Raw genomic sequence first — 14,877 nt, 5'->3', positions numbered from 1 at the left:
GGGCTTCCCGATATCGCTTCGCTAATCGGGACAGGCTTCTCGCCCGTTTCCCTTGAGATTTTTAAGTGATCCCGCTGGGGCTCGAACCCAGGACCCTAACATTAAAAGTGTTATGCTCTACCAGCTGAGCTACGGAATCATATTGGTCAGATTTCATTGCTGAAATCCTTTGTGAAAACTTGTCAAAACCGACTTCTTACCTTGCTTTTTGGTAGATCATTGCCGTAATTGGACTGCAAATTTATGACTCTGGATTTTAAATGCAAAACGACAAGTCAATCTTTCTGGTAAAACTTTCCTTGTTTTTTGTCTTCATTCTGCAAGCTTCTTATAGTCAGGCTTTTACACCTGATCTTCTAAAGGCAGATTCTTTGTTTGAAAACAGAAGTTATAAGGAGGCTATGGAGATTTATGTTCCAAATTATCAGAATGGGCTTTATTCTCCGGCAATGTTATTGAAAATGGCTTTCATCGCAGAGGGTATTGGAGATAAAGAACAGGCCACTCTTTATTTAGGGAAATATTATGATATCAACCCAAATCCACAGATTATCGAAAAAATCAAAAACCTTACGGGGCAAAGCTCATTGAGTGGATATGAAGTCAGCGATAAAGACCGATTTCTTCTTTTCTTGGTTGAATACAAGGAGTCCATTTTGTTGGTTCTTTCTGTGGCCTTGTTGATTTCATTGGGTACCACCATTTGGACGAAATGGAAGAAAAATACTCGAACTACCTATTGGCCGGTTGTGATTTTGGTTTTGGTGATTTTTATGGTTAATAACTTTTTGATGGAACCCCGATCAGGATTGGTGACTCACAGTCCATCTTATATAGTTTCCAAGCCGACCGCTGGAGGAGAAATGTTAGAAATGATTGAGCCAGGTCATCGATTAAAAATCCGATCCTCAAAGGATATTTGGTACGAAATCGAATGGAAAAATAGGGTAGCCTATATTAGAAAAGATCAAGTTACTCGAATGTAACTGTAGGCAAATAAAAAATCCTTCCCAAGTTGGGTTGATACCGAGTCTTCGGTAACTCCACATACTTGAGAAGGATTTTATTTTTAAAGCTCTTTGATTCGAATATTACGGAATCGAACCTCATCTCCATGATCCTGGAGAGCGATCTTTCCTTTCTTAAATTTTCCGAATCCAGGCATGTCTTTAAACTTGCTTTCTGCAATCAAAGATTCCCACTCAGGCGTCCACATGGTAGTTTGAACTACGTCTACACCGTTGAGTCTGAGTGTTAATTGTCCTTGATCAGCAATAATCTCGGCTAAATTCCATTCGCCGGCAGGCTTCACGGTCTCTTCACTGCTTACGATTAGGTCATATAAGTCTCCAGCACGGTGGCTAATAATTTGAGCATCCGGATGCCCTTCGTTGTCAAGAATCTGCATCTCTGGACCTGTCTGCCAGCAGTAATCGTAATCAGGGGATTCATTTACAAAGAAAATAATTCCACTGTTTCCGTTCTTGGCTATTTTCCATTCGAGTTGAAAATGGAAGTTTTCGAATTCCTGATCGGTGACAATATCACCACCGTCTCCGACCTGCCATCCTTCTTTGTTGGCGGCATCAAGATAAAGTTCTCCGTTTTCTGTTTTCCAGGCTTTTCCGACTTCTCCGCCACCGTATTTATGCCATCCGGTAAGGGTTTCACCGTCAAACAGCGAGATCCATTCAGATTCAGTTTCTTGGACTATTTCTACCTCTTCCACAGTTTCTGTTTTAGGGCTTGAGCAAGCTGAAACCGCAAGGAAAGCGAGCGCTCCTATTAAAAATCTAGCTTTGATCATATTTTACTTTTTTAGTAATAAAACATATCGAATCATATCCTTCGCATCCTCTTCACTAAGACCGGGATGGGCAGGCATCGGAACTTCACCCCAATTGCCAACTCCTCCTTGGATTACCTTTGTTGCTAGCATGGCCACATTTTCTTCTGTGTTTTCATATTTGGCTGCAACGTCCGCATAAGACGGTCCTACGATTTTTCGTTCCACCATATGGCAAGATTGGCAGTCAGATCCTTTTACTTTTTCCAAGCCTTTGATGTAAATGGGATCGTCTTGGTATTTTTCTTCCAAACTCACCTCTTTAGCAGGAGCGGGGGTACTCTCCACTTGGCTTGCGCTACTTGATTCGCTAGAAGACTCTCCCCCGCCACAGGCGAAAGTCACAGTGGCCAAAGCCAAAAGTCCTAGACTGATTTGATTTTTGATTTTCATGGAAATTAAATTGATAAATAAATTAGATGCCTAAAATTTTTCTGTTAAAATTCTCGTCTGCTCCAGTTCCGGCAAAGTCATCAAATGCTTTTTCAGTTACTCGGATAATATGCGATTGAATGAATGGCGCACCTTCTGCAGCTCCTTGTTCAGGATGTTTAATAGCACATTCCCATTCCAGAACTGCCCATCCGTCGTAATCGTATTGCGAAAGTTTACTAAAGATTCCTCCAAAATCAACCTGACCGTCTCCCAGAGATCTGAATCTTCCCGCTCGCTCGACCCAACCTTGGAATCCACCGTAGACTCCTTGCTTTCCTGTAGGATTGAATTCAGCATCTTTTACATGGAACATTTTGATGCGCTCATGGTAAAAGTCGATAAACTGAAGGTAATCCAAGCATTGGAGAACGAAGTGACTTGGGTCATATAGGATATTGGCTCGTTTATGATGGTTTACTTTATCCAAAAACATTTCAAAAGTAATTCCGTCATGAAGATCCTCTCCTGGATGCAATTCATAACATACATCGATACCATATTTATCGAATTCATCCAAAATCGGTGTCCAGCGTTTTGCTAGTTCGGTAAACCCTGTGTCTACCAATCCTGCTGGACGTTGAGGCCAAGGATAGACAGTGTGCCACATCAAAGCTCCAGAGAAGGTTGCATGTGCGTTCAGACCTAAATTATGAGAAGCTTTCGCTGCGTATTTCAGTTGTTGTGTAGCCCATTCACTTTTAGCCTTCAGGTCACCTGCCATTGAAGCAGGAGCAAAGCCGTCGAATAGTTCGTTGTAGGCTGGGTGAACAGCCACTAGCTGCCCTTGTAAATGGGTAGACAGTTCTGTAATCACCAGACCAGCTTCTTCAACAGTTCCAGCAATTTCATCTGCGTAGTCTTTGCTTTCTGCAGCTTTTTGAAGGTCGATCATTCTAGGATCCCAGGATGGAATCTGAACACCTTTATAGCCTAGGTCTGCCATGTAATTGCAGATATTTTTCAGGTTGTTAAAAGGTGCCTTATCATCTGCGAACTGGGCCAAAAATATGGCTGGTCCTTTGATAGTTTTCATGATTTGATTGATTTTAGGTTTAAGAGATGATTATTTTTCCACTATAAATGGAGTCCATTTGTACTCCGTCTCGGTACTTCGTAAGACATGCTCTATAAAAGCCATGCCGCGAATCCCATCTTCGATACCTGGGAAGTCTTCCCATTCGACTTTGGGTTTTTCTCCTGCCCGTTCGGCATAAATGCATCGTGCAAAATTTCGATATAAGTTAGCGAATGCCTCCACATAGCCTTCAGGATGGCCTGCAGGCGTTCGGGTATTTTCTTGAGCCAAAGAGCCCAAATAACCTGTACCCGCTCTGAAAATTTGAGCCGGTTGACCTGGATATCGAACAATGAGGGTATTGTTATCCTCTTGTTGCCATTCGATTCCGCCTTTATCCCCAAACACTCTGATTTTCAAATTATTTTCAAGCCCAGTATCCGTTTGTGAAGCCATTAAAACTCCAGATGCTCCATTGTTAAATCTCATCAGGACTACACCATCATCATCGATTGGACGGCCTTCTACCTTGATATACAGGTCTGCACAAATTTTATCTACTTGAAGTCCTGAAACATATTCTGCCAGATGGAATGCATGGGTTCCAATGTCGCCCATACAGCCCGCCAAGCCATTTCGCTTCGGGTCAGTACGCCATTCAGCCTGTTTGTTGTTTTCGTTTTCAAGAAGTTTATATAGCCATCCTTGTGGATATTCGACATAGACTTTGTGGATTTTACCAAGTTTGCCTTCCTCAATCATTTGCTTGGCCTGTTTGATCATCGGATAGCCACTGTAGGTATGAGTAAGGAGGAACTTCCTGTCACTATTTTTGACGATATGATAAAGCTCTTTTGCTTCCGCGTAATTCAGGGTCAAGGGTTTATCCAATACTACATGGTATCCGGCGCGGATAGCTTTGGCAGTCGGGTCAAAATGAACATTATTCGGGGTGACAATTACCACTACATCGATCCGTTCTGATTCAGGAAGAAGAAGTTCTTTTTCAAACATCTCATCATAGCTACTGTAAACCCGCTTTGGGTCGAGCATGAGCTCTTCTCCGCGTTTTTTTGACTTTTCTGGGTTTGAGGAAAAGGCTCCAGCAGCAAGTTCAAAAAGGCCGTCCATTAATGCTCCATTCAAGTGAATAGCGCCAATGAATGAACCGGGGCCACCTCCTACGAGACCGATTTTCAGTTTCTTGTTTGTCGACATAGGTTATTGGGTTATTTTGGTTTGAAAATAGATGATTCGGTCAAAAAAAGCCATTTTTCAGCTAGCTAATTCGAATTTATTGACCAAGTGTATCATCTAGTTATGAATGGCTTTGACAAAATAATTATTGGCCTAATTTCACAAATTCAATGTACTTATTTAAAATAGAGTAAAATAACCGAATTCCGATCTTACCGATTCTTTTCTCTTTCTTCTGAAATCCCTATGAGCCTTCTTACCCGATTTCGACTTTCAATCATGATGTTTTTGGAGTTTTTTGTATGGGGTTCTTGGTATGTCACGATGGGGACTTTTCTGGGAGCTAACCTTGCTGCCAAAGATCAAGAAATTTCACTTGCCTTTTCAACACAGTCTTTTGGGGCCATTATTGCGCCTTTTATCGTTGGGTTGATTGCGGATCGATATTTTCATGCCCAACGTATTCTTGGGGTTATTCATTTATTAGGAGCGGTCTTAATGTACCTGCTTTACACGAGTAATGATTTTTCTTTCTTCTTTCCAATCCTTTTGGGGTATATGATTTTGTTCATGCCCACTTTGGCTTTGGTAAATTCAATTTCATTTAATCAAATGAAGGATCCTGCGAAAGAATTCTCCATCATTCGAGTTTGGGGAACTATCGGTTGGATTGCTGCAGGAATATTAATCAGTGTTTTTGCGTGGGATAGTCAGGAAGGTTTATCCAATGGATTATTGGGGAATACCTGGCTAATGGCAGCAGTGGTGTCCTTGGTCTTAGGTGTTTTTAGCTTTACACTTCCTGCTACTCCTCCTCGTGCAAAAAGCAATGACAAGGTGAAGTTTTCAGAATTATTGGGCTTGGATGCTTTAGCGTTGTTGAAAGATAGAAATTATGCAATTTTTTTTCTCAGCTCGGTGCTTATATGTATCCCCCTTGCTTTTTACTATCAAAATGCTAGTCCTTTTTTAACCGAAATTGGAGTTGAGAACTCTACAGGGAAAATGACGATCGGGCAGATTTCAGAAGTTTTATTCATGCTTGCTTTGCCTTTGTTTTTCTCAAGATTCGGGATCAAAAAGACCTTAGTGGTAGCCATGCTTGCATGGGCGGTCCGCTATGTGTTTTTTGCTTTTGGAAATGCTGATGAAGGAGTTTGGCTTTTGATGATTGGAATTGCGCTGCATGGGATTTGTTATGATTTTTTCTTTGTCAGTGGGCAGATCTATACCGACGCACATGCCGGGGAAAAATTCAAATCCTCTGCGCAAGGATTGATCACCTTAGCAACCTATGGAGTTGGAATGCTGATTGGTTTTTGGGCTGCTGGTCAAATTTCCAATTATTACCTGATCGATGACCGCATGCATGATTGGCAATCTATTTGGTTAATTCCGGCTGGTATTTCCGTATTCGTTTTATTATTTTTCACCTCTTTTTTTAAAAAAGAAGAAATCAAAACTCAATCTAACCACTCATGACCAAACCCATCAACCCTGGACGCAGAGAATCCTTCAAGAAAGTTTTACTAGGAGGTGCTGCACTTGGAACACTCAGTTCCTTTGATTTTGAAGAGAAACAATCTCCTGCCCTAAAAGGCAATATCAAACATGGGGTTTGTCTTTGGCCAATGAGGCCACTCAATTTAGAAGAACTTTGTATCGGAGCGAAGAAGCTTGGGATCCAAGGAATTGATATTGTGGGTCCTGACAGCTATCCAACCTTGCAAAAATATGGTTTGGAGTGCTCTATGTCGAATGGGGCAGAAATTTCCATAGCCGATGGATGGACTGATCCTCAGTTCCATGATCAGTTGGTGAAAAATTACGAAGAAGTGATTCCTATTGTGGCCAAAAATGGATACACCAATTTGATCACTTTTTCCGGTAACCGTCGAGGAATGGATGATGAAACAGGCTTGAAAAACTGCGAAGCAGGTTTAAAACGGATTTTGCCTTTGGCAGAAAAACATGGTGTCATCATTCAAATGGAGCTATTGAACAGTAGGGTTGACCATAAAGATTACATGTGTGACAAGTCTCCATGGGGGATTGAGCTCTGCAAGCGAATCGATAGCGAAAACTTTAAGCTTCTTTTTGATATTTATCATATGCAGATAGATGAGGGAGATATCATCCGTACCATCAGAAATAATCACCAGTACTTTGGACATTATCATACTGCAGGGAATCCAGGAAGAAATGAATTGGATGAAAATCAGGAGATTTTTTACCCAGCGATTATGAGGGCAATTGTGGAGACGGGCTACAAGGGCTTTGTAAGCCATGAGTTCGTTCCAAAACAAGAAGATAAATTAGCGGCTTTACAACAAGCCATAGAAGTTTGTGATGTCTAAAATTCAAAAACCAAATAACCATACGTATGGCAAACGAAAAATATGATGCGATTGTAGTCGGGTCGGGAATTAGCGGCGGTTGGGCCGCAAAGGAGTTGACAGAAAAAGGGCTGAAAGTTTTGCTCTTGGAGCGGGGACCAAACGTCGAGCACGTGAAGGATTACAAAACCGCAACTCTTCCACCATGGGAGGTGCCTCACCGAGGAAGGAGAACACAGGAGATGTTGGAGAATCACCCTAATCTCAGAAGAGATTATGTGTTGAATGAATTGAATTTGGACTGGTGGGCTCATGAATCAGATTCTCCCTATGTGGAGGAAAAACCCTTTACGTGGTTTAGAGGATATCAGGTGGGTGGTCGTTCCTTACTTTGGGGAAGACAGTCTTACCGTTGGGCAGATGTTGATTTTGAAGCGAATGCGAAAGAAGGTATTGCCGTTGACTGGCCTATTCGATACAAAGATCTAGCGCCTTGGTATTCATATGTTGAAAAATTCGCTGGAATTTCCGGAAATAAAGATGGTTTGGACATTCTTCCTGACGGCGAGTTTATGCCACCAATGCCTATGAATTGTGTTGAAAAGGATGCAGTAGAGCGGATCAAACAACACTATAAAGGTGCCAGAAATTGGATCATGGGACGTCCAGCGAATATTACCCAGCCTCTTCCTGGAAGAGTTGGATGTCAATACCGTAATAAGTGTTCACTTGGTTGTCCATTTGGTGGATACTTCAGTACGCAAGCTTCGACCTTGCCTGCTGCAGTTGCGACTGGGAATTTGACGCTTCGTCCTTGGTCCATCGTAAGAAGATTGATTTATGACAAAGACACCCAAAAGGCAACAGGTGTGGAGGTTTTGGATGCTGAAACCAACCAAACCATAGAGTATGATGCACGCATCATTTTCCTTTGCGCTTCCGCTTTCAACTCTACAGCTATTTTGATGCGCTCTGCCACGGATATCTGGCCAGGAGGTCTAGGTTCAAGTTCAGGGGAATTGGGACATAATGTGATGGACCATCATTTCCGTTTGGGAGCAAGAGGTACCATTGAAGGTTACGAAGACAAATATTACTTCGGTCGAAGACCGACAGGTCTATATATTCCAAGATTCCGAAATCTAAACGGAGAGAAGCGGGATTATTTAAGAGGTTTTGGATATCAAGGAGGGGCAAGTAGAAGTGGCTGGAACCGTGATGTTGCAGAGTTGAACTTTGGTGCTCCTATGAAAGATGCCCTTACGAAGCCAGGTCCATGGAGTATTGGTTTTACGGCCTTTGGTGAAATTCTTCCTTATCATGACAACCATATCCGCTTGAGCGATACGGTTAAAGATAAATGGGGAATGGAAGCGCTTGTCATGAATGCAGAGATTAAAGAGAATGAGCTTAACATGCGTAAAGACATGATGGCTGATGCTGCCGAAATGCTGGAAGTAGCAGGGTTTAAAGATATTCAGACCTATGATGCTGGATATACCTTTGGTCAGGGGATTCATGAAATGGGAACAGCTCGAATGGGTCGGGACCCTAAGACCTCTGTTTTAAATGGAAACAACCAGGTGTGGGATGCCAAAAATGTGTTTGTGACTGATGGCGCTTGCATGACTTCAGCTGCTGCACAAAACCCATCCTTGACCTATATGGCTTTGACGGCGCGAGCTGCCAATTTCGCCGTGGAGGAAATGAAAAAACAAAATCTCTAACCACTGAATTAGTAAATCATGAATATGAATAGAAGAGAGGCACTCAAAAGCGTAGTGCTGATGATGGGGGGAACGATGGTAGGGGCTACGGCTATTTTGACAGGATGTTCACCCGAAAAACAAATCGAAGGACTAAATTTTAGTCCCGATGACATTACATTCTTAGATGAACTTGGGGATACAATCATACCAGAAACTGATACCCCAGGAGCGAAGGCTGCTGGTATCGGTGCTTTTATGGTCATGATGGTCAAGGATACCTACGATGCTGAACAGCAGCAAACTTTCGTGGATGGATTGAATAAAATCAGATCTGAGTTTAAGGCTTCTAAAGGTGTTGACTTTGTAGAAGCAAGTGCTGAAGATCGTTTGGCCTACTTGAACGGATCATATGAGGAGTATAAAACTTCTCAGAACCGCGAACCTCAGGTAATAAATATGCTTCGTGATTTGACAGTTTTGGGATACTTCACCTCTGAGATTGGAGCTACCCAAGCACTCAATTATGTGGAAGTTCCGGGGAGGTATGATGGCTGTATTGATTTGAAGCCTGGTGATCGGGCTTATGCCATTTGATGCCATTCATTGAAAAATTGGGAAAGCACCTCACTTTATTTATGGTTGAGGTGCTTTTTTCTTTCTAGCTCATCCAATGTTCCCGTTCGGGAGTTGGATCTTCGATAAGCAGTTGGTAATCGGGGAAAAAACGTAAGTTGGATTTTTTAATCCGTATGTGATGGGTGCTTCCATTGATCCTGGAAATTTCCAAAGCCCCATCTTTACTTAATGAGCTTATTTTATCACCAATCATCAATATTTGATAAGCAAAACTGTCCGGGTGAATTTTTTTTATGATTGATTCTTTTTGAAGAATTCCCATTTCATTTCTTATTGAATCATTCCCGAAATTTTCTTTCAATTCAATTCCGATGATGGGTAGATTTTCCATTAAAAAGGGCAGTATGGAGTTTTTACCCGTTATATATTGATTGTAGAACCCTTCCACTTCAAGAATTTGGGTTTCTTTAGCTACTATACGCCAAAAGGAATGGGAACTATATCCTCGATTATTTTTTCCAAACCGAATCCAGGCTTTTTTCATGATTTCAGATAGCGAGGAGCCCTGTGATGTGAGTTTAAGGTCAATCGCTAAAGCAATTAAAGCCCCGTTTGCATAAATATTTTGTTTTCTATCCGGAGCACTCTGATGATACCCATCCACCCAGGTGTCAAAGGAAGAGTCCAGGATACTTGAATTTCTCCAACCAAAATCTTCAGACACACGCTGAATAGTTTTTTGAAGCTTCTCAAGGTATTCTGCTAGAGAAATTACTCCAGCTTTCAAAAGGTATAGGTCTCCCATATAGGAAGTAATTCCCTCTAAAATCCATCCATCGATTGTATAGTTTTCTTTTGAAAAATCATAGGGTAAAATAGCTTTCGGTCGAATCCTGCAGACATTCCAAGCATGGTAAAGTTCATGGCTGCACACTCCGATGAGTTGGAGTAAGTGATTTTTTTGCTTTAGAGTTTCAGCTGCTCCATAAGTAATAACCGTTCCTCGCCGATGTTCTACCCCGTGATAATGCTCATAAGGGAGAAGTTCTAAAATGAAATGGTATTCCTTTTCAGGAAATTCGCCAAAATCTCGAATCATTGAAATGGCTATTTTTTTCAAGGAATCAAGAAAGTTTTTTTGGTCAAAGTGGATTTCTCCATGAATCCAACAATGGAAGAGCAAGTTTTCAATTGAGAATTTCCAATGGGTGATTTCTTTGCTCGCTAAAAGCGTTGAATCAGCGACTTCCTGAAAATTGGAAGCATAGTAAAGATCTCCATTTTTCTCCGGAAGCGTACAAACTCGGATTCTATGAGGAAGTTTAAATTTGAATTGGTACCCAAAGGGACGGGTTCCAAAGACCTCCATGCAGCAATTGACCAAGTTTAGGTAAACTTGTTGTTCATCTACCCAAGCAGAACCCGCATCCATGTTTCCTGCAAAAAACTCATAGCTGACTTCATATTTACCCAGCTTTTCCGCTTCAAATACCCAAAGCGATTTATCCTTTTTATAAAAAGGAATTATACTTTGGTCTTCAAAACGTACAGAAAAGTTCCGGATATTTTGAGCGTAATTTGAGGGGAAATAACGGCCAGCTCTCCAAATAGGTAGCTGAAGTTTGACTTTCCCTGGAAAAGTTACTGGGATTTGAAGGTGGATCTGAAGGTATTGGGAGGCAAGATTCTTGCAAGAGATTTGATATTGAAACATCAAATTATCAGCTAGTTTCAAACAATTATTTCAGTACTTTTTGTAATTCGGATTTGCCTGCATATCTTTGCAGTCCTTTTTGGAGGGTAAGTCCAGAAAGACCCGTTAGAAAGCAATAATATAAAGATATTCGATCATGAAAAGAACATTTCAGCCTTCCAGAAGAAAAAGAAAGAACAAGCACGGCTTCAGAGAAAGAATGTCTACTGCCAATGGTAGAAGAGTATTGAAAGCCAGAAGAGCTAAGGGAAGAAAGAAATTGACTGTTTCTTCTGAGAAAACTCTGAAGAAATAATTCAGTATAGAATTCGTAAGTTGCATGTGATTTGAGTCCTTGCAATGAATTTCAGACTTCCGAAAACTGAAAGGCTTCACAGCCAAAAATCTATCAAGGAACTTTTTGACAAAGGTTCCTCTTTTTTTTTATATCCCTACAAGGTACTCTACCTGCTAAAGGATGTTGATTCCAATTCTGTTGGGCCAAACCAAGTCCTGTTTTCTGTTTCCAAAAGGAAAATAAAAAAAGCGACGTGTAGGAATTTGATGAAACGAAGGATGCGGGAGGCTTATCGAATTAACAAACATTTACTCTCAAATTCTTCTAAGCAATTATTTATTGGTTTACTTTATGTTTCTTCAGAAACCATGGATTTTGCCACTTTAGAGGGAAAGACCAAGAAAGTATTGGAGAGAATAAATTCAGAGATTATCAGACAATTAAATGAGTAAAATAAAGAAGACAAAGTGGGTGCCTGTTTTGGCAGGGTTACTGTTTTTGACGGGAATGTTGGCATTTACTGTTAAAAATGACAGACTGTTTGCCATCGCCAAGAACATTGACATTTTTGCCACGCTTGTTCGGGAATTAGATTCCTATTACGTTGATGAAATAGATCCTGATGAATTGGTAGGTGTGGGTATTCAGGCTATGTTGGAAGAATTGGATCCCTATACTGAATACATCCCCGAAGAAAATTCAGATGAATTCCGTTTGATGACTACCGGCGAGTACGGAGGGATAGGAGCGCTTATCGGTTCACGGGGAAATGGCAGTATGATTTTAATGCCTTATACTGGCTTTCCGGCGCAAAATGCGGGTTTGAAGATTGCTGATAAAATTTTGATGGTGGACACCACTGTCGTAGCAGATAAAAACACCTCTCAGGTTTCTGAATTGCTAAAAGGGCCTGAAAATACTCCCGTTAAAGTGCAGGTGTTAAGAGATCAAGACACCTTGGCTTTTGAACTGGTGCGTAAGAAGATTTCCTTAAAAAATGTTCCTTACTATGGAAAGTTGGATGAACGTACGGGGTACATTAAGCTTTCTGATTTCACGACAAATGCCTCTTCGGAAGTCCGGAATGCGCTGGTGTCATTGAAAGAGCAAGGAGTTGATCGGTTAGTATTGGATCTTCGGGATAATCCAGGTGGCCTTTTATCGGAAGCTGTTGAAATTGTAAACCTTTTTATTCCGAAAGGAAAAGAAGTAGTGAAGACCATTGGTAAAATTGAGAGTGTCAATCATACCTACAAAACGACCAAGACGCCAATTGATAAAAATATTCCATTGGTAGTTTTGATCAACGAGCGTAGTGCCTCTGCTTCTGAGATTGTAGCTGGAGCATTGCAGGATTATGACCGGGCTGTGCTCGTAGGAAGAAAGTCTTTTGGAAAAGGATTGGTCCAGACCACTATTCCCTTGACTTATAATTCTCAGATGAAAGTAACTACTGCTAAATATTATATACCAAGTGGGCGATGTATTCAGGCTATTGATTATGCGCTTAGCCGAGAGGAAGGGGAGATCTATTCGGTGCCTGATTCTTTGCGAAAAGCATTCAAGACTCAAAATGGAAGAACGGTATTAGATGGCGCTGGTATAGAACCTGATGAATTGGTTCCGGCTCCTACCTATGCGCCGATTACATATAGTCTTGTGGCTGGGAATCACGTATTCGATTATGCAACTCAATTTTTCTATCGTAATCCAGAAATTGGACCGATCGAAAATTTTAATCTACCAGAAGGTGAATATGATCAATTTGTAAACTGGTTGTCAGAGAGAGATTATGATTATACTACCTATTTAGAAAAATCGGTGGAGGATATGAAAAAGCTTGCCGAGCAGACGCCTTATTATGAAGAAATAAAGGCTCAAGTGGAGGCCTTGGAAGAACGTGTCATGCATAACAAGGAACAAGATCTCATCAATTTTAAAGAAGAGATACAAAAGGTTCTTAGAGAAGAAATTGTTTCTCGTTATTATTTCCAAGAGGGGATGATTCAGGCGGGTCTTCAAAAAGATTCAGTAGTGGATAAAGCTAAGGAACTCCTTACTGCTCCCAAAAACATGCAGTCTATTCTTACGGCGAAATCAGAATAATGGCATTGATTCTTTCCTTAGAGACCAGTACCGATAATTGCGGGGTAGCTTTACACCAATCTGGAGAATTGCTTGCAAGTCGATTGGTTCAGGAAGCAGGTGCGCATTCGAAGATGCTGCCTGAGTTAATTGATCAAGTGATGATTCAATCAGGTCATCGAATGGAAGATTTGGATGCGGTGGCTGTTTCAGAAGGTCCCGGGTCTTATACAGGGCTAAGGATTGGTGTCTCTACAGCGAAAGGTTTGGCTTTCGCGTTGGGAATCCCTTTAATTGGTATCAATACATTGTATGCGCTAGCCAAACAAGCATGGAATGAGATTCCTTCCATTTTGGTGATTTCCATGTTGGATGCACGGAGAATGGAGGTTTACAGAGAGATTTTTGGCACTAATGGAGAAGTGTTGGATCCTTCGGCTCCTGAAATTCTTGACGAAAATTCCTTTTTACCTTGGCTGAGTAAATCAAAGGTCTACTTTGTAGGAAACGCCAATCAAAAGGCCCAGGAAGTGATTACTCATCCAAATGCTGTTTTTTTAGACCTTCTTCCAAATGCCAATACAGTTGGAGAACTTGCATGGGAGAAATTCAAGCAACAAAAATTTGAAGATGTCGCTTACTTCACTCCGAATTATTTGAAGGAATTTCGGGTTTTAAAGAGTAAGAAAAATCCTTTTGCATCATGAGTGAGATTGTAAATAGAGTCGCACAAAGTCCTTTGATTTCTTTAAACCTTGAAGAAATCTATCCTCGTGAAGAAAGATTGGTATTTGATCTAGGGGATTTTTTGTTTCAGGGTCTCATTTTAAGAGAGAAAGAATTTAGGCAAGCGCTAAAGGAACACGATTGGGATCAGTATCGAGGAAAATGGGTGGCTATCACCTGTACTGCGGATGCCATTGTTCCGACATGGGCTTTCATGTTGGTGGCAACTTACCTTCAACCTGTAGCATTGGGTTTTGTGGTAGGGGATTTGGAATCCTTAGAGCAAATGATTGTTGATCGGGTAGTGGATTCACTTAAATCGGAAGACTTTAGTGAAAGGCCTGTCGTAATTAAAGGCTGCAGTTCAATTGCTATTCCCAATTATGCCTATGGAAAGCTTGTTTCGAAGCTTCAGCCGGTTTCCAAATCGCTTATGTTTGGGGAGCCATGTAGTACAGTTCCTTTATGGAAAAAGCCAAAGAACTGATTTTTAGCGAGAAGGCGATTTATTGAAAATTATTTGAATTTTTTGGGGGATTGGCTCTTGTGTTTTCTCAATATCTAGACTATGTTTGCACTCCCTTTTGAGAAAAAGTCTCGTCGGGAGAAAGCGTTGAAAAATTTCAATAAAAATTCTGCAAAAAATATTCTTGATGTTTTGCCAGTAAAAAATAATCATCGATATTTGCAGTCGCTTTTGGGAAGGGTGCTTCTCACAACCTCTTGAAAATGTCAAGAGAAAAGTTCTTTGAAGTGTTGTAAGGCAAAAAAAACCTGAGAACTAGACAGGCTGATTTCTTACTTTTTTAAGTTTGAAATCAGATTATATAGACAATTTACAATGGAGAGTTTGATCCTGGCTCAGGATGAACGCTAGCGGCAGGCCTAATACCTGCAAGTCGAACGGTAGAGAAGCTTTCGGGTTTCTTGAGAGTGGCGCACGGGTGCGTAACACGTATGC

General features: G+C 41.1%; 15 protein-coding genes, 1 tRNA gene and 1 rRNA gene. 11 read left to right on the top strand and 6 right to left on the bottom strand.

Annotation, left to right across the window (positions count from 1 at the left end; genetic code table 11):
* Window positions 1-66: 66 nt before the first annotated feature.
* Window positions 67-139 (bottom strand) — tRNA-Lys (locus HWE15_RS14955).
* Window positions 140-260: 121 nt separating this feature from the next.
* On the opposite strand from HWE15_RS14955, the gene HWE15_RS14950 reads away from it, so the two are divergent.
* Window positions 261-986: a hypothetical protein gene (locus HWE15_RS14950; RefSeq protein WP_290508351.1), complete on the top strand. Its 726-nt coding sequence runs from the start codon at window positions 261-263 to the stop codon at window positions 984-986.
* Window positions 987-1,069: 83 nt separating this feature from the next.
* On the opposite strand, the gene HWE15_RS14945 is transcribed toward HWE15_RS14950, so the two are convergent.
* From HWE15_RS14945 to HWE15_RS14930, 4 genes are read right to left on the bottom strand one after another with little or no spacing between them, the layout of a single operon-like run.
* Window positions 1,070-1,807 (bottom strand): DUF1080 domain-containing protein, encoded by a 738-nt coding sequence (locus HWE15_RS14945; RefSeq protein WP_290508350.1) that lies wholly within the window; start codon window positions 1,805-1,807, stop codon window positions 1,070-1,072.
* 3 nt (window positions 1,808-1,810) lie between these two features.
* Complete coding sequence (locus tag HWE15_RS14940) at window positions 1,811-2,239, bottom strand: c-type cytochrome (protein ID WP_290508349.1); 429 nt, start codon at window positions 2,237-2,239, stop codon at window positions 1,811-1,813.
* Window positions 2,240-2,261: 22 nt separating this feature from the next.
* A complete protein-coding gene (locus HWE15_RS14935) occupies window positions 2,262-3,314 on the bottom strand; it encodes a sugar phosphate isomerase/epimerase (RefSeq protein ID WP_290508348.1) in 1,053 nt (350 codons plus the stop codon).
* Window positions 3,315-3,344: 30 nt separating this feature from the next.
* Entirely contained in the window at window positions 3,345-4,514 is a 1,170-nt protein-coding gene (locus tag HWE15_RS14930) for a Gfo/Idh/MocA family oxidoreductase (protein ID WP_290508347.1), read from the bottom strand.
* A 225-nt stretch (window positions 4,515-4,739) separates the two neighbouring features.
* Between HWE15_RS14930 and HWE15_RS14925 the strand changes: the two genes are divergently transcribed.
* From HWE15_RS14925 to HWE15_RS14910, 4 genes are read left to right on the top strand one after another with little or no spacing between them, the layout of a single operon-like run.
* A complete protein-coding gene (locus HWE15_RS14925; RefSeq protein WP_290508346.1) occupies window positions 4,740-5,975 on the top strand; it encodes a nucleoside permease in 1,236 nt (411 codons plus the stop codon).
* The gene (locus HWE15_RS14920; protein WP_290508345.1) at window positions 5,972-6,850 is read left to right on the top strand and encodes a TIM barrel protein; all 879 of its coding nucleotides are present in this window, start codon (window positions 5,972-5,974) and stop codon (window positions 6,848-6,850) included. The genes HWE15_RS14925 and HWE15_RS14920 overlap by 4 nt, the downstream gene beginning before the upstream one ends.
* 26 nt (window positions 6,851-6,876) lie before the next feature.
* The gene (locus tag HWE15_RS14915) at window positions 6,877-8,556 is read left to right on the top strand and encodes a GMC oxidoreductase (RefSeq protein WP_290508344.1); all 1,680 of its coding nucleotides are present in this window, start codon (window positions 6,877-6,879) and stop codon (window positions 8,554-8,556) included.
* 18 nt (window positions 8,557-8,574) lie between these two features.
* Complete coding sequence (locus tag HWE15_RS14910; protein WP_290508343.1) at window positions 8,575-9,132, top strand: gluconate 2-dehydrogenase subunit 3 family protein; 558 nt, start codon at window positions 8,575-8,577, stop codon at window positions 9,130-9,132.
* A 64-nt stretch (window positions 9,133-9,196) separates the two neighbouring features.
* Here the strand turns inward: HWE15_RS14910 and HWE15_RS14905 are convergent, their stop codons facing one another.
* Window positions 9,197-10,828 (bottom strand): M61 family peptidase, encoded by a 1,632-nt coding sequence (locus tag HWE15_RS14905; RefSeq protein ID WP_290508342.1) that lies wholly within the window; start codon window positions 10,826-10,828, stop codon window positions 9,197-9,199.
* Window positions 10,829-10,964: 136 nt separating this feature from the next.
* Between HWE15_RS14905 and rpmH the strand changes: the two genes are divergently transcribed.
* The 6 genes from rpmH to HWE15_RS14875 form a co-directional block, all read left to right on the top strand.
* Window positions 10,965-11,123 (top strand): 50S ribosomal protein L34, encoded by a 159-nt coding sequence (gene rpmH, locus HWE15_RS14900; RefSeq protein ID WP_135077053.1) that lies wholly within the window; start codon window positions 10,965-10,967, stop codon window positions 11,121-11,123.
* 44 nt (window positions 11,124-11,167) lie between these two features.
* Window positions 11,168-11,557: a ribonuclease P protein component gene (gene rnpA / locus HWE15_RS14895; protein WP_290508341.1), complete on the top strand. Its 390-nt coding sequence runs from the start codon at window positions 11,168-11,170 to the stop codon at window positions 11,555-11,557.
* Complete coding sequence (locus HWE15_RS14890; RefSeq protein ID WP_290508340.1) at window positions 11,550-13,211, top strand: S41 family peptidase; 1,662 nt, start codon at window positions 11,550-11,552, stop codon at window positions 13,209-13,211. The genes rnpA and HWE15_RS14890 overlap by 8 nt, the downstream gene beginning before the upstream one ends.
* Window positions 13,211-13,897 (top strand): tRNA (adenosine(37)-N6)-threonylcarbamoyltransferase complex dimerization subunit type 1 TsaB, encoded by a 687-nt coding sequence (gene tsaB, locus HWE15_RS14885; RefSeq protein WP_290508339.1) that lies wholly within the window; start codon window positions 13,211-13,213, stop codon window positions 13,895-13,897. The genes HWE15_RS14890 and tsaB overlap by 1 nt, the downstream gene beginning before the upstream one ends.
* Complete coding sequence (locus HWE15_RS14880; RefSeq protein WP_290508338.1) at window positions 13,894-14,403, top strand: DUF2480 family protein; 510 nt, start codon at window positions 13,894-13,896, stop codon at window positions 14,401-14,403. Before tsaB ends, HWE15_RS14880 begins: the two co-directional genes overlap by 4 nt.
* 351 nt (window positions 14,404-14,754) lie before the next feature.
* A 16S ribosomal RNA gene (locus HWE15_RS14875) occupies window positions 14,755-14,877 on the top strand; the annotation flags it as partial.

The sequence above is a fragment of the Algoriphagus sp. genome, assembly GCF_013373065.1.
Lineage (GTDB): Bacteria > Bacteroidota > Bacteroidia > Cytophagales > Cyclobacteriaceae > Algoriphagus.
The sequence above is the reverse complement of the archived record's forward strand: the minus strand, read 5'-3'. Positions and strand labels throughout refer to the sequence as shown.

Coding starts and splice junctions, on each gene's coding strand:
- HWE15_RS14950 (WP_290508351.1), top strand. CDS start 261: ATGCAAAACGACAAGTCAATCTTTCTGGTAAAACTTTCCTTGTTTTTT.
- HWE15_RS14945 (WP_290508350.1), bottom strand. CDS start 1,807: ATGATCAAAGCTAGATTTTTAATAGGAGCGCTCGCTTTCCTTGCGGTT.
- HWE15_RS14940 (WP_290508349.1), bottom strand. CDS start 2,239: ATGAAAATCAAAAATCAAATCAGTCTAGGACTTTTGGCTTTGGCCACT.
- HWE15_RS14935 (WP_290508348.1), bottom strand. CDS start 3,314: ATGAAAACTATCAAAGGACCAGCCATATTTTTGGCCCAGTTCGCAGAT.
- HWE15_RS14930 (WP_290508347.1), bottom strand. CDS start 4,514: ATGTCGACAAACAAGAAACTGAAAATCGGTCTCGTAGGAGGTGGCCCC.
- HWE15_RS14925 (WP_290508346.1), top strand. CDS start 4,740: ATGAGCCTTCTTACCCGATTTCGACTTTCAATCATGATGTTTTTGGAG.
- HWE15_RS14920 (WP_290508345.1), top strand. CDS start 5,972: ATGACCAAACCCATCAACCCTGGACGCAGAGAATCCTTCAAGAAAGTT.
- HWE15_RS14915 (WP_290508344.1), top strand. CDS start 6,877: ATGGCAAACGAAAAATATGATGCGATTGTAGTCGGGTCGGGAATTAGC.
- HWE15_RS14910 (WP_290508343.1), top strand. CDS start 8,575: ATGAATATGAATAGAAGAGAGGCACTCAAAAGCGTAGTGCTGATGATG.
- HWE15_RS14905 (WP_290508342.1), bottom strand. CDS start 10,828: ATGTTTCAATATCAAATCTCTTGCAAGAATCTTGCCTCCCAATACCTT.
- rpmH (WP_135077053.1), top strand. CDS start 10,965: ATGAAAAGAACATTTCAGCCTTCCAGAAGAAAAAGAAAGAACAAGCAC.
- rnpA (WP_290508341.1), top strand. CDS start 11,168: ATGAATTTCAGACTTCCGAAAACTGAAAGGCTTCACAGCCAAAAATCT.
- HWE15_RS14890 (WP_290508340.1), top strand. CDS start 11,550: ATGAGTAAAATAAAGAAGACAAAGTGGGTGCCTGTTTTGGCAGGGTTA.
- tsaB (WP_290508339.1), top strand. CDS start 13,211: ATGGCATTGATTCTTTCCTTAGAGACCAGTACCGATAATTGCGGGGTA.
- HWE15_RS14880 (WP_290508338.1), top strand. CDS start 13,894: ATGAGTGAGATTGTAAATAGAGTCGCACAAAGTCCTTTGATTTCTTTA.